This window comes from Paraburkholderia tuberum STM678 (assembly GCF_902833905.1).
GTDB classification, from domain to species: domain Bacteria; phylum Pseudomonadota; class Gammaproteobacteria; order Burkholderiales; family Burkholderiaceae; genus Paraburkholderia; species Paraburkholderia tuberum.
The window spans coordinates 1-25,332 of the sequence record NZ_CADFGP010000003.1 but is presented as its reverse complement, the minus strand read 5'-3'; the positions used below and the strand labels follow the sequence as shown (position 1 = coordinate 25,332).

The following is a 25,332-nucleotide window of genomic DNA, read 5'->3' as shown; positions in this document are numbered from 1 at the left end:
AAGCTTCGTCAGATACGTACCGTCTTTTGCAATACCGTCTTTGTGACCATGTATGCGTCCAGTGTCGACGGGCCCCCTTCGCGTCCGATTCCACTGTCCTTGACTCCGCCAAATGGCGTATCCGCGTCAGGCGTGCCGAAGTGGTTGATGGACAAGACTCCACACTCAAGTTCGCGGCTGATCCGTTCAGCGTCCTGCAAGGAGTTGGTGAATGCGTACGCTGCCAGACCGACCGACAAGCTGTTTGCAAGTGCAATAGCCTCGGCCAGGTCGTCCACACGCACGCATGCGGCCAGCGGACCGAAAGGCTCGACAGTCATTGCATCAGCGTCAACGGGTACGTCAGCCAGGACGGTCGGCTCGAAAAAGTAGCCCCTATCTCCGATACGGGCGCCCCCGGCGGCAACCCGGGCGCCGCGCTGCCTGGCGTCTGCTACAAGCGCCTGCATAGCAGAAAGTCGGCGCGCACTTGCAACAGGCCCCATTTGCGCGGTCTTGCTGAACCCGTCGCCAACTCGCACCCCTCCCACCGCGCCAGCGAAAGCGTCCACGAAATCGTCGTACACGCTGCTATGAACGATAAATCGGGAAGGAGATGCGCAGATCTGGCCACTGGCATTCGTCTTCCCGCGCGCAGCCAGTCGTCCGACGGCCGCACCATCTACGCCTTCGCACACGAGTACCGGAGCATGGCCGCCCAACTCCATGAGGACAGGCTTCATGGCCGCCGCCGCCAGTTGCGTCAGATGCTTTCCGACCGCGACCGAGCCGGTGAACGTCACAAGCCGAATCACAGGAGAAGCAATGAGGGTCGAGGAGATTTCCGCTGGGTTGCCAAACACGAGATTCAATACGCCGGGCGGCAGACCTGCGTCCTCAAAGGCCTTCACCAGCAGGCACGCGGTAGCAGGCGTTTCCTCCGCAGCTTTCAGAATCACGGAGCACCCCGCCGACAGTGCCGCGCTTACCTTGCGTGCTGCAGAACTGATAGGCACGTTCCAGGGCGTGAAGGCTGCCACCGGGCCAATTGGCTGTCGCAGAATGAACTTCTGCATTTGCGATTCGCCGGGAACGATCAACCCGTAATCACGCAATGACTGCGCCGCGTTCCACTCGAAGAAGTTCATCGAGCGGTCAGCTTCCGCATAGGCGTCGGAATAAAGTTTTCCATTTTCCAGCGTGATCGTTGTAGCAATGAGCTCGAGTCGCTCGCGCATCAGTGCCGTGGCTTTCTGAATGACCTTGACGCGTTCCTGAGGCGGCGTGTCACGCCAGGCCAGGAAACCCCGCGCCGCTGCATCCAGAGCACGTGCGAGGTCATCGCTGGTCGCCTTCGGGACTTTACTCAACACTTCTTCGGTGGCCGGGTTTCTTACCTCGACTGCCGTTTCCCGGTCGTAGATCCACTCGCCGTCAATGTAAAGGCCGACGCGAGGGTATTCCGTTTGCACCTTGTTTTCAGCGCTCTGATGACTTGCAGTTGACATCGATGACATCCCTGTTCACTTAAGTTGACCAAGCGCACCGCGCATACTCGCGGTCGCAATGTTATCTATCTACCGTCAGCCGACGCTCATTTAGTTGCCCACGGAAACGCTCTCGTTCGTGGCACGTCGGGCGGGCGCTGCCGCCTGACCGATGACACGACGAGGGATGGCGTCCTTCAAAATCATATCCGCCGCCTTCACACCGATCATGATCGTCGGAGCATTCGTGTTGCCGGAAGTGAGATGCGGCATGATGGACGCGTCAGCCACGCGCAAACGCTCGACCCCTCGCACGCGCAAACGCTCATCCACTACCGCGAGCTTGTCGCGTCCCATCTTGCAGGTGCCGGCCTGGTGGTGCGCTGAATTCCCAGTCATCTCCATCCAGTCGAAAATCTGCTGGTCCGTTTTCACCAGAGGACCAGGAATCTGTTCTTCGACGACGCGCGACGCAATCGGCTCTGTCGACATGATTTGCCGAATCAGCTTCACGCCCGCGATCATGGCCCGGTTGTCCTCGTCGTTAGTCAGGAAGTTCGGTTTGAATACTGCTGGGTCGCCCGGATTTGAAGAGCGCAACGTCACGGTGCCCGTAGCACGCGGACGCAGGAGATAAACAGAGACACCCATGCCGGGCTTGCGTTCAACTTCACACTCACCACCTGGGTAGTAAGTGAAGGTCATCGGCCTGAAACTGATCTGGAGGTCTGCGTAGGGTTCTTCCGCACGGCTTTTCACGAAGGCCCCAACCTGAGACGAGCCTAGCGCCAGGTAGCCCTTGTGGGTCAACAGATAACGCGCCCCTTCGAGATACTTCCGGATGCCCCCCAACTCCTGGTTGTAGGAACTGTCCGGGGTCGAGCGATAGCTTCCATGCACGTAGAAATGATCTTGCAGGTTGAGCCCTACCCCTGGCAGATCAACAAGTGTCCTGATGCGGTGACGTTGTAGTTCATCGCCCGGCCCAATGCCGGAGAGCATGAGCACTTGCGGAGAATTGAGCGATCCGGCCGACAAAATTACTTCCCTGGCTGCATCAAAGGTCCGACGTTCTCCCTTGATGAGAATTTCTACGCCTGTTGCAACGTTGCCCTTCAACACGATGCGCTGCACTGCAGCACCGGTCATAACGGTAAGGTTGGGTCGGTTGCGAATGGGTTCGACGAATGCGGTGTAGGCGGAGTAGCGGCGTCCCCCACGGATCGTATGCTGCATGAACCCGACGCCGTCGTGCACCGCGCCGTTGAGATCTTCCGTGCGAGCAATGCCCAAACGCTCTGTAGCTTCGATAAAATCATCCGAGCTGTGGACTTTCGTTACCGGATCGCTGACCCACAACGGACCACCGGTGCCACGATATTCGTCCGCACCCCGTTCGTTGTGCTCCATCTTCTTGAAGTACGGCAAGAGATCGTCATAGCCCCAGCCAGGGTTCCCGAGGTCTCTCCAGCTATCGAAATCGTTGCGGTGGCCGCGAATGAAAATCATCCCGTTGATCGAACTGGAGCCGCCCAGGGTCTTGCCGCGAGGCCAGTACATCTTCCGATTGCGAAGTGCGGGCATCGGGTCCGTGAAGTAATTCCAGTTCAGTTCTTTGTGGAAGTACAGCTTTGCCATACCGGCAGGAGTATTGACCCAGAATTTGTCAGCGGGCGGCCCAGCTTCCAACAGCAACACCTTGTTATCAGGGTTGTCACTGAGACCCCGAGCGAGTGCGCAGCCGGCCGATCCGGCTCCGATGATGATGTAATCGTAGATGTCCATGCCAATGAGCTGCTGATCCAGGAAGTGAGTGTCTCCGTTTGTTCAAGGTTATTTCGGTGTCGACGGTTAGGCTAGTTGGTTTTTCTGGTCTTAAAGGTAAGCAACTCTAAACGCGCATTTGCTTTTCTCTGGAACTGCCTGTAGTGGCCCTTCACAGCGCCTTCTGCCCGCCGGCAGCGGGTTGGCGGGCCGTTTGAGACACGACCCACTTAAGGGTAAAACCCAATCCTGGAACACTACCTTTTTCGCTCGGCATACCGTGTCGTCTGACACCGGCTGGTCAAGAGCCCTTTCTTTATCAAGTTCCCGCGTATATCCTCGCCTTTCTTTTTTGATATCGACAGGAGAACAGTATGTCCGAGGTATCCGCGATTGCCATCTCCGTTGCAAAGCCCGGGTGTGAGGAGAAACTGGCAGAGGCACTTCAAGGCTTGCTTGCACCCACTCACAAAGAGAATGGAATGCTTCAATACGACATGTTTTGCGATACGCAGGAACCCGGTTGCTTCGTCTTCATCGAGCGGTGGGAGAACGAGGAAACCTTTAATGCGCACTGCAACTCCCCGCACGTCGCCGCCTACCTCGAGAAGACTGACGGTTGGGTCGAGAGCAACAAGATTTACGTTTTAAGGAAGGGAAAATAGCGTCGCGCGGGCTATCGAGCGCGCCGAAGGCACATACGAACCGGTCGACAGGTCGGCGTATTACGAAAACGGTCGCGGCCTTCGCTGTTCTGACCTATTGATTGCTGGTCTTGATGCGGTCAAAGCCATCTCGTGAGCTACTTAGATAAGTTTTTTAACTTCCATCGGCAGAAATCCCGATCTTCCCCGAAGCCGTTGTCAGCCTAGCTTACCGTCGCGGCAACAAAAACGAACTAGACCTAACGACGGTCGAAGCAATAAGCTAATTGGGAAGGAGACACTTCACAGCGTCATTTCCATTACAAGAGAATATTCATGAAAGAGCATCAGGCGACGCTCGTCGCTGACGGCTTCGTTTTCTTGGAGTCGCCTCGGTGGCACGACAATCGCCTTTGGGTCTCGGACGTCTTTGATTTCAAGCTCTATACCGTTTCTGAAGACGGCATCCGTAGCGTGGTCTGCAACGTGCCAGGCCGGCCAGCCGGAATCGGCTTTCTGCCGGACAAAACTCCCATTGTCGTGTCCTGCGCCGAGAAAAAACTGATGATGGTGTCCGAGGGCGCCTTGTCTGTCTACGCAGACCTGACTGATGTGGCAGCTGGCGACCTCAACGACCTCGTCGTAGATGACGTGGGTCGAGTTTATGTAGGCAACTTCGGGTATGACCTCTTCGGCGGAGCGCCGATAGAAGTGACCGAGATGCACGTCGTTGAGCCCGACGGTTCTATTCGGGTGGCCGCCGCCGGACTTGAATTCCCCAACGGAACAGTAATCAAGGATGACGGACGCACGCTGGTCGTAGCTGAGACATGGCGCGGGAAGCTCACCGCCTATGACAGGTCCGTAAATGGCGAGTTATCTAATCGCCGCCTTTTCGCCGATCTGGACGGCAGGCAGCCTGATGGAATCTGCGTGGACAAGCACGGAGCCATCTGGGCAGGTTGCTATAACACGGGTGAGTTCATCCGTGTACTCGAGGGCGGCGAGATCACAGACCGCATTAAATTCGAAGGGAATGCCGTTTCGTGCGCAATCGGCGGGAGTAACGGAAACATGCTGTTTTGCTGCGTGTACCTTGGAACAGATGAACAACTGCAAGCGCGACAGCCACGCAGTGCTATCTACAAGGCCGAATTAGCCGACTAGAGTACAGCGCTCGGGCCGAAAGTTTGGAAAATATAGCGATTCGCTCAGCGCCTCAACCAGCGCCGTGAATGACCGCAACGTTTCCGAGTTCGCATTGAGCACCGGTCTCAGTGCCTCTCGGCCGAACCTGTCGGCGTAATGCGACAGCTCGTTTAGCACAAGTTCTGGAGAACATTGCCTGCCTTTCCAGGCGCGCAACTTAATGGAGATAGGAATCAATGACGACTCATCGCAAGTGGAACTATGAAGGCAAAGTGGCTTTCGTTACCGGTGCAGCAAACGGGATCGGGCAAGCAACGGCGTTAGCTTTCGCGCAGGAGGGTGCGGATGTCGTCGTGGTGGACCTGTCGGAAGAAGGTGCCAACGCGACTGCACGGATGGTCGAGCAGCAAGGCGTGCGCGCACTTCCTGTGAGATGCGACGTCTCGAAGCCGGAAGATGTTCAGGCGGCTCTTGCCGCGACCATCGATAAGTTCGGTCGACTCGACTTCGCTTTCAACAACGCGGGCATCGAGCAACCGCTCGCCTACACAGCCGACATTAGTGACGAGGTGTTCGAACGCAATCTGCGCGTCAATCTCGGCGGGGTCTTTTACTGCATGAAGTATCAGATTCCGATTATGCTCAAGAACGGCGGTGGTTCAATCGTGAACACGTCCTCTGGCGCGGGCGTTGTTGGCATCCGTGGTCAGGGTGCCTACTGTGCCGCCAAGCATGGCGTTATCGGCCTGACGAAGTCCGCCGCTCTTGAGTATGGGAAGGACGGCGTCCGCATCAATGCTGTGTGTCCGGGCATCATCGATACGCCGATGATCGGTCGTTTCACCCAGGGTACCGAGGAAAACCGCAAGCGGATGATCGCGCAAGAGCCGATCGGTCGCCTCGGCCGGCCGGAGGAGATTGCCAACACGGTCCTCTGGCTGTGCTCCGACGTAGCCGGATTTGCAATTGGCCACGCTGTCGTGATCGATGGCGGACAGACAGCGGGCCTGTAAGCGTCAAACCACCGCGCACGCGCCATCGACGTCCTGCGTGAACGATGCCTCCCTTGACGTGCGCGGCCACCTACTTCGCCACGGGACAAAACGCGCTGATGCGTCAATCCGCTATGCTGCGCTCTTTGTCTCGAGTTCCCATCACTGGCGGCCCGAGAGGCCTGCGCCCAAGGGAGAGCGGCTTGCTGTTCAGCGCTATCTCGTGGGTTGCTTGGGAATCGTGAGCACAGGTCATAGGACTATGCGCCAGGTCACGCTTAATTCCTCTGGTCTTTTCATACAACCTGCTATTCCGGCATTCGAACGGTCGGCGTCCGCGAACGACGCCACGTCCTCGAAGTGCTAGACGTCCATATCCGCACGCAAGCCAATTGCTGCACGATTCTGCTTTCTCTCATTCTTCTCAAGAGGATTCAAGATGAAGACCCGAGGCTACGCTGTTCAAACCCCGAAATCGCCTCTCGAACCCTACGACTTCGAACGACGCGAACTGCGCTTCAACGATGTTGCTATTGAGATCCTCTACTGTGGAGTCTGTCACTCGGACCTGCATCAGGCTCGTAACGACTGGGGCTGGTCCAACTATCCGCTGGTGCCGGGTCACGAGATTGTAGGCCGCGTCATTGATGTGGCGCCGCAGGCCAAGCGCTACAAGGTTGGTGACCACGTCGCGGTCGGCTGTATGGTGGATAGCTGCATGACTTGTGACCAATGCCGCAAGGGCCTGGAGCAGCTGTGTCGTGAAGGAAATACGCAAACATACTGCGGATTCGATCGCGTTACGAATGAGCCGACGAAGGGAGGTTATTCGAAACATGTCGTGGTCCGCGAGGACTTCGTGCTTCGCGTGCCTGACAGCCTTGATCTATCCCGCGTCGCCCCACTGCTCTGCGCGGGCATCACTACGTACTCCCCCTTGCGCACATGGACGGTCGGTCCCGGCAGCCGGGTCGGCGTCATCGGTCTGGGCGGCCTCGGACATATGGCGGTCAAGCTCGCGTCGGCTCTCGGTGCGACCGTGACGGTCGTGAGCCGCACGCCTGACAAGGCCGCCGATGCCAGGAAACTTGGAGCCGACGCGCTTCTGCTCTCCACCGACAACGAAGCAATGGAAAAAGCCGCATCCAGTTTCGACCTTATCATCGACACCATTCCGGTTCGTCATGACCTGAATCCGTACCTGCCGCTGCTCGACGTAGACGGCACTATCGTTCTGGTCGGTCAGGTGGGCCCGCTTGCCGAACCGACCACGGTTCCGCTCATTGTCGGTCGTCGACGCATCGCTGGCTCGCCAATTGGGGGCATCCCGGAAACTCAGGAGATGCTCGACTTCTGCGGGCGCAAGAACATCCTCCCGGACTGCGAGATGATTCGCATGGACCAGATTAACGAAGCATGGGAACGGATGAAGCGAGCCGATGTGCGCTATCGCTTCGTGATTGACATGGCTTCACTCAAAGTGCCGGCGTAGGCTTCCATTGCTCGGAAGTATCGGGGCAGAACCCGGATGTCATACCTGTCCCACGGGGGGAAACAACGATGCGCTCCCGTGCAATGGCGGCCAACCTGGCTTTCGAACGGTGTATCGGGCAAGCCGGAGGGCAACGGCAGCTTGATGGTTGCGTCGATTCAGCTATCCAATGGTGGGAACTGAGCCAGTCAGTACGCTGCCCGGCCGCTACTCGATCGGGGCGGGATTTATCGGCTGCGCCGCTCGTCTCGTTCTCTCCGTTATGGTGATAAGTAGCGGCAGACGGCTTCCGCCTCGCGGGTGAGAAAAGCGCAGTAGATTGCAGCAGGAATGCCTCAACGTCGCCTCCCGGCATTGGGGCAGCGAGCCGCGCGGTACTGATACTTAGTTCGTTCTGCAGCGTCCCGATATCGGTTAGCCCAACTTTCCTTTCGAGAAGCAAATCCGACTCGACTCTGGCGCAAGTCCTGTAGAAAATCCCAATAGCGACGCGTTCCTCACAAAGCACGTTCATACGTGCATCGCCAAACTCGTACATCCGACGCCCAGCAAGACCAGTTCGCCGCGTACCCACCGAACTCCATGGGTTCCGTCCGCGCTGTGACCAGGTGGGGCGGCGTCTGATGCGAAAGCTGACCCATGGAGATAGACGGATGAAGAAGTATCAACTCTGGATCGACGGGAAACCCGAAGACCCGGCGAAAGGCGAGTGGATCGACACTGTCAATCCGTACACCGGCGAGTCGTGGGCACGAATTCCCCGCAGTACCGCCGAAGATTCGGCACGCGCAGTCGAGGCTGCCAAGCGCGCAATGGACGATGGTCCGTGGGGCAAGATGACTGCCACCGAGCGCGGCAAGGTGATGCGGCGCATCGGCGACCTCGTCGTTCAGAATGCCAGCAACCTGGCCGAGATAGAGACCCGGGACAACGGCAAAGTCCTCACGGAAATGCAGGGTCAACTCAAGACGATCCCTGAGTACTGGTACTACTACGGCGGACTGGCCGACAAGATTGAAGGCGCGGTCATGCCGGTGGAAAAAGCGGACGTCTTCGCTTTCACCACGCATGAGCCGGTGGGCGTGGTAGCAGCGCTGACAGCGTGGAATTCCCCACTTCAATTCCTGTCTCTGAAGTGCGCTCCCGCGCTGGCAGCCGGGTGCACGGTCGTTGTCAAGCCTTCGGAGTTCGCGTCAGCAAGCTCGCTCGAATTTGCGGCTCTCACCAGGGAAGCGGGACTCCCCGACGGGGTTTTGAATGTCGTCACGGGCTATGGCAACGAAGTCGGCGCTGCGCTGGTCGAGCACAAGGACGTCGCCAAAATCACCTTCACCGGGTCAGACGTTACCGGCGCACGAATTTATGAAACTGCAGCGCGGGGGATGAAGCGCGTCGCGATGGAATTGGGAGGCAAGTCGCCGAATATCGTTTTCCAGGATGCGGATCTTGACTCTGCAGCGGTCGGCGTCGTATCAGGAATTTTTGGGGCCGCGGGCCAGATGTGCATTGCCGGCTCCCGGCTTCTCGTGCAGAACTCAATCAAGGAGAACTTCACTGAGCGACTGGTCGCCCTTGCGCGAGACGTGCGGCTTGGCGACCCGATGCAGCCGACGACGAACGTGGGCCCAATCACTACGCCCTCGCAATACGCCAAAGTGCTGGACTATATTGAAATCGCAAGAGCCGACGGCGCTCGTTGTATCCTCGGCGGCAAGCCGGCCGTTGGCCCCGGACTAACGGGGGGCCAATTCGTTGAGCCCACTATCTTCACTGATGTGACTAATGCCATGCGCATCGCGCAAGAGGAAGTCTTTGGTCCCGTGCTCTCTATCATCGGCTTTGACGACGAGCAACACGCTGTCGAATTGGGCAATGGCGTCATATACGGTCTGGTAGCTGGCGTCTGGACCGGGAGTATCGGTCGAGCGATGCGCATGACGAAGGCGCTCAAAGCCGGAACCGTCTGGGTCAATACATATCGGGCATACAGCTTCATGATGCCGTTCGGCGGGATGAAAATGTCGGGCCTCGGCCGTGAGAACGGGGTAGAAGCCGTTCACGAGTTTCTCGAAACGAAAAGTGTCTTTCTTTCGACGTCCGAGAAGCCGCCAGTCAATCCATTTCTTCAGCGTTAGAAGGCTAACGTCTGAGAGCCGACCATCATCGATGAATCGTCCCGTCTTTAGGTTGGCCCGCAGTTCTGCGGGCTTTTTTCTGCCCCCTGTATGGCACCTGTCCGACGCGTTATATGGCAACTATGCCTCCCGTCACGCCCAGAACAGCGACAGGTTGCAACGGGCGCCAGACTCCTGCCGCTGCGCTCACGCGACTCGGACGCCTTTAGAAGGCGGCGCCAATCTCGACAAAGGGCCCTGCACGCTGCCCTGGTAAGTGCGGCTTACCGGTATGCGGAGAAAATGCGACTCGACGTACACCGCTGCAAAGCGCACGATAGCGTAACGTCGCTTTTTGGTGCGACAGTCCGCCGAGGACAGCATCGGCAGTAGAAGCAAGGAGGAGATACATGCGAGTCGGGTATATCGGGTTGGGCGCCATGGGTGGCGCGCTCGCCCGTCATCTGATCGGCAAGTTTCCATTGAGCGTGTTCGACCTGAATCAAAAGGCTGTGGATGCCTTCGTCGAACTCGGCGCGACAGCGGCGGCGACACCTGCGGAACTCGCGCGTAACAGCGATGTGGTGTTGCTTTGTCTGCCCAGAAGCTCGGACGTTGAAGCGGTGCTCTTTGGCCCGAACGGTGTGGCGCAAGGGCTTTCGTCCGGCAAGATAGTCGTCGACCAAACTAGCGGTGTTCCAGCGGAGACCAGAGGGTTCGCCCGACAGCTTGAGGAGAAGGGAGTTCTGTTGTTTGACGCTCCTGTCTCCGGAGCGATGGCCACGGCAATTGCGGGAACGATCTCCATTATTGCATCCGGTCCTAAGGAAGCTTTTCAGAGGGCTTTGCCGGTCTTGCAGTCGATCAGTCCGAACGTCTTCCATTGCGGAGAACGGGTCGGTAACGGTCAGACGATGAAGACTGTGAACAACATGATGAATGTCAGCTGCCGTCTTGCAACACTTGAAGTTGTCGCGATGGGACGGAAATTCGGTCTTCCCCTCGAAGTTATGACGGAGGCGATTAACGCCACGACGGCACGAAATTACACCTCCCAAGGCATGTTGCCCGCTATCGCCCAAGGTCGCCAGTCCACTAAGTTCTGGCTCGCGCTCCAGGTCAAAGACATCCATCAAGCAATCGGATTGGCCGCAGAGCAGCGGGTCCCGATGCCGATCGGGGGCGTGGCGCGGTCGATCCTGCAGATCGGATTGAATTCGCTAGGTAAGGAGGCGCAACTCGAGCAAATGATTGGCGTCATCGAGTCGATGGCCGACACAAAGTTTGTCGATGCGGCGACAAACGCAGAGTTCCGGGAGGCAAAATGACTACGATTGGACTGGCAGGAAGCGGTGAGACCGCCTCGTTTGTAGCTCGCCAATTGGCGAGATCGCACTCTGTTCGCATTCTCGACACCGACAACGGCTCTCTGCATTGCGATGGCGCAGAACAGGTAAATAACGCTACCAGTCTGGCTAAAGGCGCGGACATCATCGTCCTGTGTTCAGGCTCCGATGAGGTGCGAGAGGCGATGCTTCGAAGGCCGGATTGGCTCGAGGCAGGCACCGCAGACAAACGAATCCTTATCGACATGGGCCAAGGCGATCCGGACGATACCAGGTCGCTTGCCAAGCAGTTGAGTGAAGTCGGAATCACTCTCGTCGATGCGCCTCTACACACGGAAGACACCGCAGCAGTTTCGGAGGCATCGGCCATCTTCTTCGGAGGGTCGGCAACCGTCCTCGACTCCGTGCGAAGCATTCTTGAAGCGGTCTGCCCGAAAGTCATCCCCTGCGGCGACGCAGGTAGCGGTCACGCCATGCGCCTGGTCGTTGCGGCAATTGCTGCGTGTAACCGTCTCATTACCTATGAATGCGCTGCGATGGGTGCCAGGAACGGGCTCACGATTGCTGACATGGCGATTGTATTGAACAAGAGTTCCGGTTACAACAGCGCGTCCGCACGGGTTCTTCCGGCTCTCGCAGCGAACGAGCGAACGGCCAATGTCACCCTGGGCAGCTGGGCAAACGACCTGACGAAGGCATCGGTGGTAGCTATGCGTTATGGAGCACCGATGCTCATCGCAACAATGGCGCGCTCCACCCTGGATGCTGCTTCGAATCGGCTTGGCGAGTCGGTCACTGTCGATAGACTGGCCGGGATCTGGGAGATTGATTCGGGTTTGCCGGCACCGGGTGCGGGTTAATGATGCAGTCGACATCGGCAACCTAGTAGAGAAAACCGGCTGCGCGCACGCTCCGAACCTCGCGCGGTCAAACAGATTGTGACACCGGCTCCTGTGTCAACGAGACACTTTAAGACGTCGCCGCGACCGTCCGGTAGCACCACACCTCTGAATTTGTTATCCGAACGAGAACATCGCGTGGCAGACAAGACGGATCGTGCCAAAGCTGCCTGCGAACCCTATCTCGAACTCTCACGCCGTCAATGCCGGCGTTGCGAGCCCTCCCGCGTGCTGTGCGAACCGGATGTACGCGCTCGAGCGAAACGCAGGGCGCGTGCTTCAGCTAGCTCGCGGGTCACGACACGATTGCTGCTGTCAGCAGCGGCGCATCAGCTATTCGTGATGCAAGCTCGCCGCTGGCCACGGCGGCCGGCGCAGCTGTGCGGTCTATAAATTTTTCCGGGAATAAGGTCCCGAAGGGAGCGAAGTAATGGCGCAGGCACTCCTCGGCTGCATTGCAGACGATTTCACCGGCGCGACCGATCTCGCCAGCATGCTCGTGCGCGGCGGCATGCGCACGGTTCAGACCATCGGCGTGCCCGCTGCGGGCACGTCCATCGACGCCGATGCGCTCGTCGTCGCGCTGAAGTCACGCACGATTCCCGCCGATGACGCTGTGCGCCAGTCGCTGAAGGCGCTTGAATGGCTACGTGCGCAGGGCTGCCGCCAGTTCTTCTTCAAGTATTGCTCGACGTACGATTCCACGGACAAAGGCAACATCGGCCCGGTCGCGGATGCGCTGCTCGACGCCTTATCTTCCAGACGCGAGGACGATTTCGCAATCGCCTGCCCTGCGTTTCCCGAGAACGGCCGTACGATCTTTCGCGGCAACCTGTTCGTCGGTGACGTGCTGCTGAACAAATCGGGCATGGAGAACCATCCGCTCACGCCAATGACCGATCCCAACCTCGTGAGCGTGCTGCAGCGTCAGACGAAATCGAAGGTCGGCTTGATCCGCTACGACACCATCGCCAAGGGCGCCGATGCAATCCGCGCACGCATCGAGGAATTGAAGGAAGGTGGCGTACGGCTTGCCATCGCCGACGCCATGTCCGACGCCGATCTGTACACGCTGGGTAAAGCGTGCCGCGATCTCACGCTGGTCACAGGCGGCTCGGGCATCGCGCTCGGTCTGCCGCAGAACTTCCACTCGGCGGATCTGCTCGTGTACGCGGGACACGCCGACGACCTGCCGAAAATCGAGGGCAAGTCGGTCGTGCTAGCGGGCAGCACGTCCAAGGCCACCAACGCACAGGTGACAGAGTGGCGCGCCTCAAGGCCGAGCTTCCGCATCGACCCGATTGCGTTGTCTCGCGGCGAACCGGTCGTCGAGAACGCCGTTGAATTCGCGCGCAGCCACGATCGAACCGTGCTGATTTACGCCACGTCGTCGCCCGACGAGGTGAAGGCAGTGCAGAAGGAACTGGGCGCTGAGAAAGCGGGACACCTCGTGGAGGACGCACTCGCCTCTATCGCACGCAACCTGCGCGATGTCGGCGTGCGCAAATTCGTCGTTGCTGGCGGCGAGACGTCAGGCGCCGTCGTGCAGGCGCTCAATGTGCGCTCGCTGCGCATCGGGCCGCAGATAGACCCCGGCGTACCGGCGACGCAATCTATCGGCGCCGAGGACGGATTTCCGCTTGGACTGGCGCTGAAGTCCGGCAATTTCGGAACGGTCGATTTCTTCGCCAAGGCGCTGAAGGCGCTTAACGGGGGGAAGTAATGGCGTGGCACGAAAGCCGGATCCGCGAGGAGATTTGTGTCATTGGCAAGAACCTTTACGAGCGCCGGTGTACGGTCGGCAGCGCGGGCAACATCAGCGCGCGGCTCAACGACGGCTGGCTCATCACGCCGACCGACACGTGCCTGGGCCGTCTCGACCCGAATGACATCGCGAAGGTCGACCTGCCGGGCAACCACGTGTCGGGCGGACGCCCGTCAAAGACGCTTGCGCTGCACCGGCGCATCTACGAGAACGACCCGGATGCGCACGGCGTCGTGCATACCCATTCGACGCATCTCGTCGCGCTGACGCTTGCTGGCGCGTGGAAGAGCAGCGACGTGCTGCCGCCTATCACGCCGTACTACGTGATGAAGGTCGGCCATGTGCCGCTGATCCGCTATCGCCGACCGGGCGATCCCGCCGTCGCGGAGGAAGTGGCGGCACTGGCGTCGAAGGTGCGCGCCGTGCTGCTGGAACGGCTCGGACCGGTAGTGTGGGAAAAGACGGTATCGCAGGCGAGCTATGCGCTGGAAGAACTCGAAGAGACGGCGCAACTCTATCTCTCGACGATGCCGAGGCCCGAGCCTTTGCCGGACGAGGCGATAGATGACTTACGCAAGACATTCGGCGCGCGCTGGTAAGCACGCGGCAGAACGCCTCAAAGGAGAAAATGGTCATGCCACGCTTTGCCGCCAATCTGACGATGATGTACACGGCACACCCGTTCTTGGACCGCTTTGCCGCCGCTGCAAAAGACGGCTTCAAAGCGGTCGAATTCCTGTTTCCGTACGACTTTGCAGCCAAAGACATCAAAGAACGACTGACCGACAACGGGTTGGTCCAAGCGCTTTTCAACGCCCCGCCCGGCGATTGGGCAGCGGGCGAGCGCGGCATCGCCTCTCTGCCAGGCCGCGAGGAAGAATTCAGGCAAAGCGTGCAAAAGGCGCTCGAGTACGCCGCTATCCTGGGCAACAACAAGTTGCACGTGATGGCCGGCCTCATCGCGCCCGACCAATCAAGGGACGCGCATCGCGCCGTCTATCTGAGAAACCTCGAATACGCTGCCAAGAAAGCGCAAGGCCCGGGCATCACCGTCGTGATAGAACCAATCAACACCCGCGATATTCCCGGGTTCTTCCTGAACCGTCAGGACGACGCCCAGACCATCTGCGATGAAATCGGCGCGCCGAATCTGAAGGTGCAGTTTGATATCTACCACTGCCAGGTTGTTGAAGGCGATGTCGCGGTCAAGCTGAAGCGCGACATGAAGCGCCCGAACGCGGGCATCGGACACATTCAGATTGCAGGCGTGCCGGAGCGGCACGAGCCTGATATCGGCGAGCTGAACTATCCGTATCTGTTCGACCTGATTGATTCGCTCGGTTACGACGGCTGGATCGGCTGCGAATATCGGCCGAAGGCGGCCACGTCCGAAGGGCTCGACTGGCTCAAGCCGTACCTGTAACGCACGTAGCCAGCCGCATGAACAGCCGGATTCAGGGGCGGTTTGCGCGTCGCCCCCGAGACGGCACGAAATTACCGAAGTGGACCTAACGCATGCAACACAAACATTTGGGCAAAGTTGGTGCTAGACCGGTCGCGCTCACAAGCAGTGCGACGGAGCCACGGTGGCGAAATACCGCGTGTTTCAGCACAGGGCGACAGCCTGGATGAACAGCCGGCCCGCTCAACGGTAAGCAGCTTAGCCGGCTGGAAACTCAAATCACCCCGCAGTCGCTTTCTCCTCATCAAAGCCAATCATCGCCTTCGTCTCCAGGTATTCCTCCAAGCCGAAGACACCCATCTCGCGTCCATTTCCCGAGCGCTTGTACCCGCCCATCGGCGCCTCGGTGTTGCTCACAGCACCGTTCAGGAAGACACGGCCTGCCTGAAGCTGGGAACCGACAGACACGCCCCGTTCCCGGTTCGACGAGAAGACATACGCGCCCAGGCCGTAAGGCGTTCCATTTGCAATTTCAATGGCTTCTTCTTCGGTGCGATACGGAATAACGGCGAGCACTGGACCGAAAATCTCTTCCTGTGCGATGCGCATGTTCGGCGTCACATTAGAGAAGATGGTCGGCTTGACGAAGTAGCCACGCTCCAGTCCTTGCGGTCGACCGACGCCGCCAACGCGGACGGTGGCACCCTCTCCAATGCCGATCTCAATGTATTCCTGCACTCGGTCGAACTGCAGCTTGTTGACCACGGGGCCCATGGTCACCTCCGCGTCGAGTGGATTTCCCACTTTGACCGCCTTCGCTTCCTGCTCGAGCAATGCCAACACTTCTTCGACCTGGCTCTCATGTACCAGGATCCGCGTCGGCGCGTGGCAAGATTGACCGCTGTTCGAAAAAGCGCGAGCCACGTTCCATTTCGCTGCGGCCTTGAGGTCTGCGTCATCAAGAATCACGTTCGCGGATTTCCCGCCCAACTCCTGAGCAACGCGCTTGACCGACGGAGCTGCCGCCTGAGCGATCAACACACCGGCTCTCGTCGAACCAGTGAACGAGACCATATCGATGTCCATATGCTTGCTGATCGCATTGCCCACAATTGGACCGTCACCCAGCACCAGGTTGAAGACACCCTTGGGCACGCCCGCGTCATGAAGCACCTCTGTGAGGTGAATCGCACTGAGGGGCGTGAATTCGCTCGGCTTCAGGACCACCGTACAACCGGCCGCCAGAGCATAAGCGAGCTTGGTTGCAAGAAGCTGAAGCGGCCAGTTCCACGCAGTGATGAGTCCGCAAACACCGATCGGCTCGCGACGAACAGTGTTAGGTCCGAGGCGGTACTCGAACTCGTATTCCCTGAGGGTGGCCAACGCCTGCTTGAAGGATCCAAGCGCTGCGGGGACATGAATCTTCTGCGAGACAGGTGTGCCTAGTTCGAGCGTTACGACTTCTGCGAGCTCGTTTTCACAGCTAACAAAGCGGTCAATGATCCGTTCCAGCAAATCGATGCGCTCTGCCCGCGACGTTTTGCTGAAAGACTTGAAGGCAGCCCGTGCAGCCTTTACAGCCAGGTCGACGTCGTCGGCTCCTGCCAGCGCAACGGTCGCGAACGGCTCCTCGGTAGCCGGGTTGACCAACGTCCAATCCTTGCGACTAAGAGGAGAAACCCATTCTCCGTTTATGTAACACTTTTCGTACGATCGCATATCAGTCTCCTGTTAATTCAATCGGCCCATATTTCGCTGAGCGCTTCTATTTGACCGAAAACAAAATCTGTTTGCCGCCGCGCGTCCGAGCGGACCGCGCGTGCGACGTCTCTCTCACGGGTACTGACGAGGGCTGTCACGGTTCCTGCGCGCCATCAACCTGCTCAGTCGCCCCGTGTGCCCGCGCCGCTGCGCAACCGTCGACGGGGTCTCCTGTGCCTCTTCCGATTGATTGAGCGCGCTATTCGCGCTCAAACGCCCAGATTCATCGCAGGCCGCCTGCGCTCGGGTGGAAAGACACACCAGCTGCCGTCATCGTGGCGAAAGAAGATGAGCGCTATGAGGGACTCGGCCGACGCACCTTCGACACGCACAAACCTGCATTGCTCGCCGCGACCATGGCTAAACTGAGTAACGCGTATGCCGTCGGTCGCTCCAATCCATTTATCAACAAGGGTGCGCAATGATCTTCCTGAAAGGCTCACTGATGTCTCCCGCGCTACGAGTTACAACCGCTTGATAGGCGCCGCCCTATCCGGTCGAGAATTCGTGAATATCCTTACAACGCTGCCGTCCGTTGAACGAAGCCGGCCCGGGACGCGAACAGAAAACATTTTCGGTTTCCCCTGAAGGATCCAGTTTCGTGTCTCAGCATCGGTAGCGACGATGATACAAGTTTGAAATCGCACCGCCGTTGGGTCAAGTCAGCTATTATGGTGAATTGGTAAGCGTCGCTAACCGACGATACAATGATAGACAAATTAGCGTCGGAATACGCTATAGGCCGGACAGCTTACGCGTTCGGCAGCTGTTGAGAGGAGACACCCGAAGGATGGAACTTCGACATCTTCGCTACTTCATCGCTGCGGCGGAGGAAGAGCATTTCGGCCGTGCGGCTGTGCGTCTGCACATCACGCGCCCGGCGATATCGCAGATCATCGCCGATCTCGAAGGAGAGCTCGGAACACTGCTTTTTGAACGGGTCTCGCATACAGTCAAGCTTACGGCCGCTGGACGCACGCTGCTACCTCAACTCGTACGCGTTATGGACGATTTGAACGAAGCGATAGTCCTTACCAAACGCGTCGGACACGGCATGACCGGAACACTCCGAATCGGCTATGGTTCTCTGACTTTGATGCATTCAATCTTCCGGGCGGCGGTCAAACAGTTCCGCGAGACCTACCCAGAAGTCAGCCTTTCACTCGTTGAAATGTCGACCTCGCTACAGCCGAAAGCTCTCGCTGAGGGAAAGATTGATGCCGGCTTCATGCACCTGGGACCAAGTCCGCATCCAGGAAAGCGGCGCACCGAAATCAACATGGAGCGCGAAGGCATCGTTCTGGATTCGATATGCATTCAAACGGGCAATCTGGGTGTCGCCGTTCCGAACGATCACCGATTGGCGCGCAGGAAATCAGTCACGCTGGAAGATCTGGCCGGCGAGTGGTTCGTCGTGGTGCCCAAGTCCAGCAGCAGTCTCAGCTACGGACAGCTTTATTCCTTCTGCCAGGCAGCGGGATTTGAGCCGAATATCGTGCAAGAGGTCAGCACCATCGCGTCCCAGCTCAACCTCATCTCGGTTGGCATGGGCATCGGACTCGCAGTCATGGGCAAGAACTTCGCATATCCGACGGATTTGACGATTGTCCCGCTAACAAATCTCAACTATTCGACCCAGTTCATCTTCGGGTGGCCGAGCAGACAGAACGATCCTGTCCTCGACAAGATGATAGACATCGTAAAGAACCTGTCAAAGTAGTCCGACTGACGGACCTCCGAGGGGCGGCTGACGTCTCAGAGGCAGCAACTTTTCGCTGCTGCGTCGATGTTCGCCGGGACGGGCAAATACCTGCCTGGCCCGGCGAACGTTCGGTGCGTCAGCGCTTCAATACTTCCGGGTTCACCATATTCGCTTTCAAGGTGCCGTTCAGCGCACCGATAAGATTTTCCGCAGCATTTCTGTTCATCGCATGCCGGGTTTCGTGTGTCGCTGAACCAATGTGAGGCAACGTCACGACGTTGTCCATCTTCAGCAGCGGTGAATCAACCGACAGTGGCTCGTCCACGTACACATCAAGTCCAGCGCCCGCGATCGTGCCGTCTTTCAGCGCCTCGACGAGCGCCGGTTCGTCGACGATCGGTCCACGCGACGCATTGATGAGGAATGCGCTGCGTTTCATCGCCTTCAGTTGGGGCGTGCTGATCAGGTTTCGCGTCTCTTTGGTCAACGGCGCTTGCAGCAGAACGAAGTCGGACGATTCGAGGAGTTCGTCCACGCCGACCTTCTTCGCCCCATACTCGCGCTCGGCGCGCTCGTTGACGCCTTGATCGACGTACAGAACGTTCATCTGAAAGCCCAAAGAAGCGCGTCGAGCCACCGATGTTCCGATACGGCCGAGTCCGACAATGCCCAGCGTCTTATGGTGCACGTCCACGCCAAACAGGTCCTCACCGATCTTCTTCGTCCACTTGCCGGCCTTCACATAGGCCGCGAGTTCCGCAAGGCGCCGCGCCGTAAGAAGAACCAGCGAAAATGCCGTATCGGCGGTGGATTCGGTGAGAACATCCGGGGTATGGGTCAGCAGGATGCCACGTCCATTCAAATAATTGACGTCGAAGGCATCGAAGCCAACCGATACGGTCGAGAGCACCTTGAGACGGGGGGCACCATCGAGAGTTTCGGCGTTCATCTTTACGCCGGTTCCGATCGCCCCATCCGCGTCTTTGAGCGCTTCAATCAGCACGCCCGGCTGCTTCGGGTCGACGATCGTGACTTCTGCGTGAGAGCGCAGGTATTCAATCGTTTCCTCGGGCAGTGGCTTGTAAACTACGACTTTCTTCATTGGAAATATCCTCGAGATATGGCAGCGCTGCAGGTTGCGCGACCAACGAAAACGCATGCGTGCGCTCGTAGACAGACTCGATCTAAAGGGCACGAGACGCGGCCGGAACCACTTGCAAGCACGACCGCTCGCCGGCCTTCCGTCTCGCGGCCGTGAGGATCGGCGCTCAGAGGTCGCGCATCACCGCTGCCTTGGCGCTCGCTCCGCTCACCAGGAACGAAATGTCCGTGCCGGTGGAGACGTATCGAGCACCCATTTCAACGAACTCGGCGACGAGTTTCGGATGGGCATTGAGACCGCCGACACCGAGATGCTTGCCATACTTACGGCAGGCAGCCATGCCTTTCGCGTAGGCGTCGCGGACCATCTCGTGCTCAAACTGGCCTGGGATGCCCAGCGATGCGCACAGATCATTGGTCCCGATGAAAAGAAGGTCGACGCCGTCAATCGCGGCAATCTCGTCGACTGCGGCAAGCGCCTCCTTCGTCTCGATCATGATGACAACCATGGTCGCCGCATTCACGGCTTCGCCGACTTCGGAAGTCGGGAAGGAACGGAAACCCATATGCGGCAGCACACCACCATGCGAGCGTTCGCCCAACGGCGGGAATTTCGCCGCACGGACGACATGCTTCGCTTGCTCAGCAGACTCAACATGCGGCGCAATCACGCCGAGCGCGCCACCGTCCAGGATCCGGGCAATGACGTCCGAAGCGAGATTCGGTAACCGAACAAACGGTGCGATGCCCGCGTTCATCGCCGCCATGCAAATTTGACTGGCGGTCTCGATCGACAGGGAGCTGTGCTCCAGGTCGATGTAAAACGTATCGAACCCTGCCGTCTTTGCGATGGTGACAATCTCGGCCGTTCTGACCAATCTAACGGTCATGGAAAGAGCTACTTCATCGCGCGCCAGCTTTTCCTTAACGACGTTGCGAACCAAATCCCGCGCGGCTACTTTCATTTCGTCTCCTCATTCTCTGACACAAAAAAAAATCGACTACAAAACCAGTTCGCACTTAATGGAGCGGAGAACTGCATCAAACGCTCGCTATCCGCCGTCGCCTTTCAGTGTGCCCGATAACACCAACTGCGTTCGATCAGAACTCCAGCCATTTGAAACGTAGGACTGGCTCTAAACCAGATACGAATCGACTACTTCCGAGTATCTTCCGTGCTCGCAATTAACGCGCTTTACCGAGCGCACGTTTCAGAGCTGCAACTCCCCTGCGTGGGCTGGCAAGCACCGGAACCCGTACGCCCTTCAATAACGGAACGAGTCGCGCCATCGAAACTTGAGCCAGAACGACTACGTCGACCTGCTCTGCCAGGTTCGAGATAGTGCTCTTGACGATCTCATCGTGTTGCGCGGTGTTTCCGCTGAGCAAAGCCTCGAAGGCGCCCTCCGCAATCCGCTCGGTGACCTCCACCGTGCGGCCGAGCTCTACCGCCTTTTGTTTAATCAGCCGAACAGTGGGTTCGAGCGTCGTCGAGACAGTTGCCACGACACCCACGCGACGACCGATCGAACTTGCCTCTTCTGCCATCGCTTCATCGATCTTCACGATCGGCGTACTGACGAAGTCGCGAACCGAGTCCACAGCTTCACCCACGGAAGAACAGGCGTTCAGGATGATGTCAACGCGCATCGCTTGCGCATTGGCCATGTACGAATGGATCCTGCTCGCAACTTCAGGCGTGAGATGCCCAGCTGCGCGGACATCGTTGAGCAGGCTATCGTCCATGATGTTGATAACACGCGCATCAGGAATTTGCTCGCTGATTTGCTCTTTAATCGGCTGGACCGTGACCGGTCCAGTATGAATCACCGCAATCGTAGTCATAGCTTTCGACTCTGGGTAGAAGGGAGGATATTGGCGACAACACGAGTTTCTGTTGAGCGTGCGGCCCAGCCGCGCGCCCTGGATCGGCATCAGAACTTCGGAAGCACCAGACGGAAGAACTCGGTCTCCTCCACCGCTTTGAGCGGCACCGGACCTTCGTTCGCCTCGAATTCGAATGCACTGTGAAGGCCGTAAGCGTTGCCTTCGAAGTCGATCTTCCCCTTGCTCAGGAAAAGCAGTTCAATCGACGACTGCATCCCGGCGGGGAACGACGCTCCGGCTTCAATCTTCACGAAGCCGATCCGTGTGTTGCGTTCCGTGAACGAGCCGAGCCATTTTGAAAAAACTCCCCGCGTATCTTCGGGAATCCAGGCGTAGTTGGCCGGGTTCATAAGTATGAGATCAGCGTAGCGAGGCTTGGCGTATTCCAGCTTGCGCCCCATCACTGCTTCGAAACAAGCCTCGAAGCCGTCCTGGTTATGTTTCTTGCCCGACTCGTCGTACCAGGTGAAGATGCCATCCTTGAATTCACCTTTGCTCTTCAGTGCCTGGTTTGCCGCCTCACGCTCTTCCACGCTTGCGAAGCCGTAGCCGGCCGCACCACCAAACTGGCAGACCATCATCTCCAGCCCTTCGGGGCGGTCTTGCGGTCCGTAGTACACGCTCTCGGGGAAGTAGCCGACCCAACCTTCGGGCATGCTCTTTCCTTCCCCGTAGGGAAAGCTGCCTTTGATCACGTAGCGAACCTGATCAAAATTGTGGCGGTGACTCGGCGCCGTCCAGCCGCCTGCACCCGTGCGACCCACGTTTATGAGGTAATTATTCGGAGAACCGGGCTTGCCCTGCAGAAGAAATTTTTGTTCGAGAACACCTTCTCGCATGTTGCTGCCAATTCTGCCAAAATCCGTCGACGAAGCCTCTGAAACTCGCATCTGACTCTCCTTAGATCACTATCTGTCCGCGCTTTATTGCGAGATGCGCCCACCGGCGCTATATAAAACAATCCATAGGCGAACGTCGTTCGCCATCCTATAGGTTTGGGAAAGATATCTTGCGATTTCGTTGACTGATACTTGCATTGAAGCGATCACATCAGCTCACTCGACGAGCGCTTTTCGCAGCGATGCATCACATCTCACGTCACCTTCGCTTTAGTATTCTGCCCACAGGCAGTCGTTCTGCGGGGCAGTCCACCCAATCTCCTAACTAAGTGCTCGAAGTACGTCGGTGGCATCACCGACATTCTCTAATTGCCGCACCAACTCCTGAGCCTTCCTGATGCCGGCCTTGGACCGCGGAACTTTCGCAACGGAAGCGCAACTGACGAACTTCTCGGAGAGCTGTTCCCAGGTAAGCGGCGCCTCGGAGCTACCGGGAACCTTGTCCCCAAGCCGTTCAAACACCCGGCCATCTCGTGTAACGATCTCGATTCGACCGTCGGGCAGCTTGAACGTCCAGTTCTGATCCGGGTCTCGCATTGGCACAACCTTCGCCGCCATTGCCAGCACGTCGGGATCCTTCAGGGCCGTTTCACTGAAATCCGCGATGCCCATCTTTCCCTTGCTAGCGGCGATGCCAACGATGAATGGCAAGCTCATCTTTGCGTCGACAAGCGTGCTTGGCGCGCGGCGAACTTCGAGCGGCGTGCACATGGTGTACGTGAAATCCCCAACGAAGGTTCGGATCGTCTCGATGTCCTTCGCCACGATCCCCTTTTCCTTCATCAACTCGATGGTCGCGTGGATATAGGTATGAGAATTCCCGACTGCCGGCCATGCCTTATACAGCGTCGTGCCTCCCAGGAACCGCTCGCCCAAACCATCAAGCATCTTCTCGCGGTCGTACTTTCCGCCAAAATAGACATTGAAGATCCCGGCCTTTCCTTCGAACAGCGTGTTGATGCCAGTGATACCCTTCTGCGCGAGCAGAGCTGCAATCACGGCACCTTTCGCAGTGAACCCGGCGTACATTCCCCGCAGGTCACTGCCCGTGGCAAAGATGACTTCCATCGTTCCGCACGACTGCTGGCTCGCAATACCGAGCGCGTGAGCAGTCTGCTCGGCGGATAGTTCAAGGATGTAGGCCGCAGATGCCGTTGCGGAAAATGCGCCGATCATCGACGACAGATTCCAGTTCTGGTTCCAGCCAACATTGCAACGCAGCCGCGCAAAGAGGTCCTGGCCAATGGCTACCGCCGTGATGAGCCTGCGCCCCGACACCCCACCCATGCGCTCGGCGATTGCAAAGACAGACGGGACAATTGAACTGGCCGCGTGGGCGCCCCACGGAGTCTGGTCGTCAAAGTCCAGGCAGTGAGCCATGGAGCCGTTAGCGAAAGCTGCTGAGATCGCCGGCAACTTGCCGCCGAAACCGAGGACCGTGCTCTCTTCGGTTCCACCGCTTTGCTGCAGCAACTCGACCAACGCGCGCACTGCCGGCTCCATGCCGCTGGCAGCCAACGTCACGCCCAAGGTATCGAGAATCGTCTTTTTTGCGCCCTCGATAGCGTCTTCGGGCAGATCCTCATAGCGAGTATTGGCTACAAACCTAGCAAAGTGATGGCAGAGGTCCACGTCGTCGTTCATAAAGAATTGCTCGGAAAGAATCGATGCAGCGGATATGCTTTAAAGTCGGTGTGCGGCCATCAGTTGGGGTATCGCTCACAGCTAGAAAGAGCCGGAAGTGGGACTGAAAGCGAGCTCTGCTTGCCGGCCTGTTGCCCAGCCTTCCCTCTCCCTGCATCCTTACGTGTTATTAATTTTGCGCGTGGGGCCCGCTTAAGTACAGTTCGTTTTCATCTACAGGATGGTAAGTTTCGCTAACGTACCGCAGCTCAATATCCGGCAAAATGGTCGTCAGAGATTCGGGAAAAGACGTACGGTGCGTTGATCTGCCTGGACGTCCCGCTACGCCTCGCAATTGACCCGACATAGAGCCACGCGACACTACGGTACATTTCCCCGACCGGGACTCGAGCGGGTTTCGTCCAGCCGAAACACCGGCACGCAACCTCGCGCGGCCGTATGTGAGGGCGGCGGGATTCGGCGCGTAGACGCCAGTGCGCCAGTTGCAGCGACGTGGCAGCCACTGCAACGCCTATGCAAAGACCAACAATTCAGCGAGTTCGTCAGCTTTCTCGCGCATGCGCTCCGCGACCCTGCGCAAGAGTTTGCTGCGCTCGAAAGCCGAAGTTTTACGCCAGTTATCAAAGCCCGCGCTCGCCGCGGCGAGCGCTCCATGGTCGATCGACCGCCATCGTATTTCATCTGACCTGCAATAAGCTGGCCCAACTTCGGTTAGCGTTTGACCGCTTCTATAGGCGCAGTACTCATGTGTTTCCTTCTATCCTGTTCTTTCAGCAACGACTCCTAGCTTCGGGCGCGGTCACGCACTACATCAAGAACACGCCCTTGCCGCCGCTTTGTTGGTTAAAGGCTTGGTAGGCCTCTTCCGCCTGGTCTAATCGCCAGCGGTCTGTGAACAGCGCGTCCAGATTAATTCCCCGGTCCACAACGAAGTCGGCACAAGCTCGCTGTCCCTGAATCGACATGGTCCACGATGTCAGGATGCGCAATTGAGTCCGCAAATACTTAGCCAATGAGAAAGTGAATTCGCAGCCGATTCCGACGAGGCACACCGTGCCCCACGGGCTTACCGAATCGAGAGCATCCCGGTTCGCCGCCGCCGCGCCGGACGTCTCAAGCGCGACACTTGCGCCTTTACCGCGTGTGATTTCACGAATGGCGTCGGTAACCCGGCCGTCGCGAGGATCGATAACCGCCAACTGGTTGCGCGTTTCCGTCCATTGCGAACGGAAGAACTACGATGACCGTTGGTAATCGTGCGAAGCCAGGAACATCGTTGTGAAAAGCGACTGGTATCTCGATATC

22 protein-coding genes are annotated in these 25,332 nt (G+C 58.2%); 12 read left to right on the top strand and 10 right to left on the bottom strand.

Features of this window, described 5'->3' with window-relative positions:
* Positions 1 to 8: 8 nt before the first annotated feature.
* Positions 9 to 1,487, bottom strand: a complete 1,479-nt coding sequence (locus HWY30_RS02960; RefSeq protein ID WP_090812598.1) for an NAD-dependent succinate-semialdehyde dehydrogenase — start codon at positions 1,485 to 1,487, stop codon at positions 9 to 11.
* A 90-nt stretch (positions 1,488 to 1,577) separates the two neighbouring features.
* Positions 1,578 to 3,251 (bottom strand): GMC family oxidoreductase, encoded by a 1,674-nt coding sequence (locus tag HWY30_RS02955; RefSeq protein WP_090812236.1) that lies wholly within the window; start codon positions 3,249 to 3,251, stop codon positions 1,578 to 1,580.
* A 353-nt stretch (positions 3,252 to 3,604) separates the two neighbouring features.
* Between HWY30_RS02955 and HWY30_RS02950 the strand changes: the two genes are divergently transcribed.
* The 10 genes from HWY30_RS02950 to otnI all read left to right on the top strand — a co-directional run bounded on the left by HWY30_RS02950 (position 3,605) and on the right by otnI (position 15,054).
* A complete protein-coding gene (locus tag HWY30_RS02950; RefSeq protein WP_090812235.1) occupies positions 3,605 to 3,895 on the top strand; it encodes a putative quinol monooxygenase in 291 nt (96 codons plus the stop codon).
* A 315-nt stretch (positions 3,896 to 4,210) separates the two neighbouring features.
* Positions 4,211 to 5,041, top strand: coding sequence for an SMP-30/gluconolactonase/LRE family protein (locus HWY30_RS02945; protein WP_090812234.1), 831 nt, complete (start codon positions 4,211 to 4,213; stop codon positions 5,039 to 5,041).
* Between the two features lie 218 nt (positions 5,042 to 5,259).
* Positions 5,260 to 6,036, top strand: coding sequence for a glucose 1-dehydrogenase (locus HWY30_RS02940; RefSeq protein WP_090812233.1), 777 nt, complete (start codon positions 5,260 to 5,262; stop codon positions 6,034 to 6,036).
* A 418-nt stretch (positions 6,037 to 6,454) separates the two neighbouring features.
* Positions 6,455 to 7,507, top strand: a complete 1,053-nt coding sequence (locus HWY30_RS02935) for an NAD(P)-dependent alcohol dehydrogenase (RefSeq protein ID WP_090812232.1) — start codon at positions 6,455 to 6,457, stop codon at positions 7,505 to 7,507.
* Between the two features lie 653 nt (positions 7,508 to 8,160).
* Positions 8,161 to 9,642: an aldehyde dehydrogenase gene (locus tag HWY30_RS02930; RefSeq protein ID WP_090812231.1), complete on the top strand. Its 1,482-nt coding sequence runs from the start codon at positions 8,161 to 8,163 to the stop codon at positions 9,640 to 9,642.
* A gap of 389 nt (positions 9,643 to 10,031) precedes the next feature.
* On the top strand, positions 10,032 to 10,949 hold the full coding sequence (locus tag HWY30_RS02925) for an NAD(P)-dependent oxidoreductase (protein WP_090812230.1): 918 nt from the start codon (positions 10,032 to 10,034) through the stop codon (positions 10,947 to 10,949).
* On the top strand, positions 10,946 to 11,827 hold the full coding sequence (locus HWY30_RS02920) for an NAD(P)-binding domain-containing protein (RefSeq protein ID WP_090812229.1): 882 nt from the start codon (positions 10,946 to 10,948) through the stop codon (positions 11,825 to 11,827). The genes HWY30_RS02925 and HWY30_RS02920 overlap by 4 nt, the downstream gene beginning before the upstream one ends.
* Before the next feature lie 469 nt (positions 11,828 to 12,296).
* The gene (gene otnK / locus HWY30_RS02915) at positions 12,297 to 13,589 is read left to right on the top strand and encodes a 3-oxo-tetronate kinase (protein ID WP_090812228.1); all 1,293 of its coding nucleotides are present in this window, start codon (positions 12,297 to 12,299) and stop codon (positions 13,587 to 13,589) included.
* Positions 13,589 to 14,230, top strand: coding sequence for a 3-oxo-tetronate 4-phosphate decarboxylase (gene otnC, locus HWY30_RS02910; RefSeq protein ID WP_090812227.1), 642 nt, complete (start codon positions 13,589 to 13,591; stop codon positions 14,228 to 14,230). The genes otnK and otnC overlap by 1 nt, the downstream gene beginning before the upstream one ends.
* Positions 14,231 to 14,265: 35 nt before the next feature.
* A complete protein-coding gene (gene otnI / locus HWY30_RS02905) occupies positions 14,266 to 15,054 on the top strand; it encodes a 2-oxo-tetronate isomerase (protein WP_090812597.1) in 789 nt (262 codons plus the stop codon).
* Between the two features lie 258 nt (positions 15,055 to 15,312).
* Here otnI and HWY30_RS02900 read toward each other — a convergent pair whose 3' ends face one another.
* On the bottom strand, positions 15,313 to 16,752 hold the full coding sequence (locus HWY30_RS02900; protein ID WP_090812226.1) for an aldehyde dehydrogenase family protein: 1,440 nt from the start codon (positions 16,750 to 16,752) through the stop codon (positions 15,313 to 15,315).
* Between the two features lie 317 nt (positions 16,753 to 17,069).
* On the opposite strand from HWY30_RS02900, the gene HWY30_RS02895 reads away from it, so the two are divergent.
* Together HWY30_RS02895 and HWY30_RS02890 are read left to right on the top strand one after the other, a co-directional pair.
* Positions 17,070 to 17,219 carry a hypothetical protein gene (locus HWY30_RS02895; RefSeq protein ID WP_167368830.1) on the top strand — a complete coding sequence of 50 codons (150 nt, stop codon included), beginning with the start codon at positions 17,070 to 17,072 and terminating at the stop codon, positions 17,217 to 17,219.
* Positions 17,220 to 17,584: 365 nt separating this feature from the next.
* Positions 17,585 to 18,514, top strand: coding sequence for a LysR substrate-binding domain-containing protein (locus HWY30_RS02890; protein ID WP_090812224.1), 930 nt, complete (start codon positions 17,585 to 17,587; stop codon positions 18,512 to 18,514).
* 118 nt (positions 18,515 to 18,632) lie between these two features.
* Here HWY30_RS02890 and HWY30_RS02885 read toward each other — a convergent pair whose 3' ends face one another.
* From HWY30_RS02885 to HWY30_RS02855, 7 genes are all read right to left on the bottom strand, one after another.
* Positions 18,633 to 19,598: a 2-hydroxyacid dehydrogenase gene (locus tag HWY30_RS02885; RefSeq protein WP_090812223.1), complete on the bottom strand. Its 966-nt coding sequence runs from the start codon at positions 19,596 to 19,598 to the stop codon at positions 18,633 to 18,635.
* Positions 19,599 to 19,764: 166 nt separating this feature from the next.
* Complete coding sequence (locus HWY30_RS02880) at positions 19,765 to 20,562, bottom strand: HpcH/HpaI aldolase family protein (RefSeq protein WP_090812222.1); 798 nt, start codon at positions 20,560 to 20,562, stop codon at positions 19,765 to 19,767.
* Between the two features lie 220 nt (positions 20,563 to 20,782).
* The gene (locus tag HWY30_RS02875; RefSeq protein ID WP_090812221.1) at positions 20,783 to 21,442 is read right to left on the bottom strand and encodes an aspartate/glutamate racemase family protein; all 660 of its coding nucleotides are present in this window, start codon (positions 21,440 to 21,442) and stop codon (positions 20,783 to 20,785) included.
* A gap of 89 nt (positions 21,443 to 21,531) precedes the next feature.
* Positions 21,532 to 22,374 (bottom strand): hypothetical protein, encoded by an 843-nt coding sequence (locus HWY30_RS02870; protein ID WP_090812220.1) that lies wholly within the window; start codon positions 22,372 to 22,374, stop codon positions 21,532 to 21,534.
* A gap of 270 nt (positions 22,375 to 22,644) precedes the next feature.
* The gene (locus HWY30_RS02865) at positions 22,645 to 24,027 is read right to left on the bottom strand and encodes an MmgE/PrpD family protein (protein WP_090812219.1); all 1,383 of its coding nucleotides are present in this window, start codon (positions 24,025 to 24,027) and stop codon (positions 22,645 to 22,647) included.
* 511 nt (positions 24,028 to 24,538) lie between these two features.
* A complete protein-coding gene (locus HWY30_RS41405) occupies positions 24,539 to 24,688 on the bottom strand; it encodes an aldehyde dehydrogenase family protein (protein ID WP_244144776.1) in 150 nt (49 codons plus the stop codon).
* Positions 24,689 to 24,833: 145 nt separating this feature from the next.
* Entirely contained in the window at positions 24,834 to 25,226 is a 393-nt protein-coding gene (locus tag HWY30_RS02855) for a zinc-binding dehydrogenase (RefSeq protein WP_244144763.1), read from the bottom strand.
* Positions 25,227 to 25,332: the final 106 nt, after the last annotated feature.

What these genes read in the sequence shown, in the direction of transcription:
- HWY30_RS02960 (WP_090812598.1), bottom strand. Translation starts at nt 1,487, where the DNA reads ATGTCAACTGCAAGTCATCAGAGCGCTGAAAACAAGGTGCAAACGGAA.
- HWY30_RS02955 (WP_090812236.1), bottom strand. Translation starts at nt 3,251, where the DNA reads ATGGACATCTACGATTACATCATCATCGGAGCCGGATCGGCCGGCTGC.
- HWY30_RS02950 (WP_090812235.1), top strand. Translation starts at nt 3,605, where the DNA reads ATGTCCGAGGTATCCGCGATTGCCATCTCCGTTGCAAAGCCCGGGTGT.
- HWY30_RS02945 (WP_090812234.1), top strand. Translation starts at nt 4,211, where the DNA reads ATGAAAGAGCATCAGGCGACGCTCGTCGCTGACGGCTTCGTTTTCTTG.
- HWY30_RS02940 (WP_090812233.1), top strand. Translation starts at nt 5,260, where the DNA reads ATGACGACTCATCGCAAGTGGAACTATGAAGGCAAAGTGGCTTTCGTT.
- HWY30_RS02935 (WP_090812232.1), top strand. Translation starts at nt 6,455, where the DNA reads ATGAAGACCCGAGGCTACGCTGTTCAAACCCCGAAATCGCCTCTCGAA.
- HWY30_RS02930 (WP_090812231.1), top strand. Translation starts at nt 8,161, where the DNA reads ATGAAGAAGTATCAACTCTGGATCGACGGGAAACCCGAAGACCCGGCG.
- HWY30_RS02925 (WP_090812230.1), top strand. Translation starts at nt 10,032, where the DNA reads ATGCGAGTCGGGTATATCGGGTTGGGCGCCATGGGTGGCGCGCTCGCC.
- HWY30_RS02920 (WP_090812229.1), top strand. Translation starts at nt 10,946, where the DNA reads ATGACTACGATTGGACTGGCAGGAAGCGGTGAGACCGCCTCGTTTGTA.
- otnK (WP_090812228.1), top strand. Translation starts at nt 12,297, where the DNA reads ATGGCGCAGGCACTCCTCGGCTGCATTGCAGACGATTTCACCGGCGCG.
- otnC (WP_090812227.1), top strand. Translation starts at nt 13,589, where the DNA reads ATGGCGTGGCACGAAAGCCGGATCCGCGAGGAGATTTGTGTCATTGGC.
- otnI (WP_090812597.1), top strand. Translation starts at nt 14,266, where the DNA reads ATGCCACGCTTTGCCGCCAATCTGACGATGATGTACACGGCACACCCG.
- HWY30_RS02900 (WP_090812226.1), bottom strand. Translation starts at nt 16,752, where the DNA reads ATGCGATCGTACGAAAAGTGTTACATAAACGGAGAATGGGTTTCTCCT.
- HWY30_RS02890 (WP_090812224.1), top strand. Translation starts at nt 17,585, where the DNA reads ATGGAACTTCGACATCTTCGCTACTTCATCGCTGCGGCGGAGGAAGAG.
- HWY30_RS02885 (WP_090812223.1), bottom strand. Translation starts at nt 19,598, where the DNA reads ATGAAGAAAGTCGTAGTTTACAAGCCACTGCCCGAGGAAACGATTGAA.
- HWY30_RS02880 (WP_090812222.1), bottom strand. Translation starts at nt 20,562, where the DNA reads ATGAAAGTAGCCGCGCGGGATTTGGTTCGCAACGTCGTTAAGGAAAAG.
- HWY30_RS02875 (WP_090812221.1), bottom strand. Translation starts at nt 21,442, where the DNA reads ATGACTACGATTGCGGTGATTCATACTGGACCGGTCACGGTCCAGCCG.
- HWY30_RS02870 (WP_090812220.1), bottom strand. Translation starts at nt 22,374, where the DNA reads ATGCGAGTTTCAGAGGCTTCGTCGACGGATTTTGGCAGAATTGGCAGC.
- HWY30_RS02865 (WP_090812219.1), bottom strand. Translation starts at nt 24,027, where the DNA reads ATGAACGACGACGTGGACCTCTGCCATCACTTTGCTAGGTTTGTAGCC.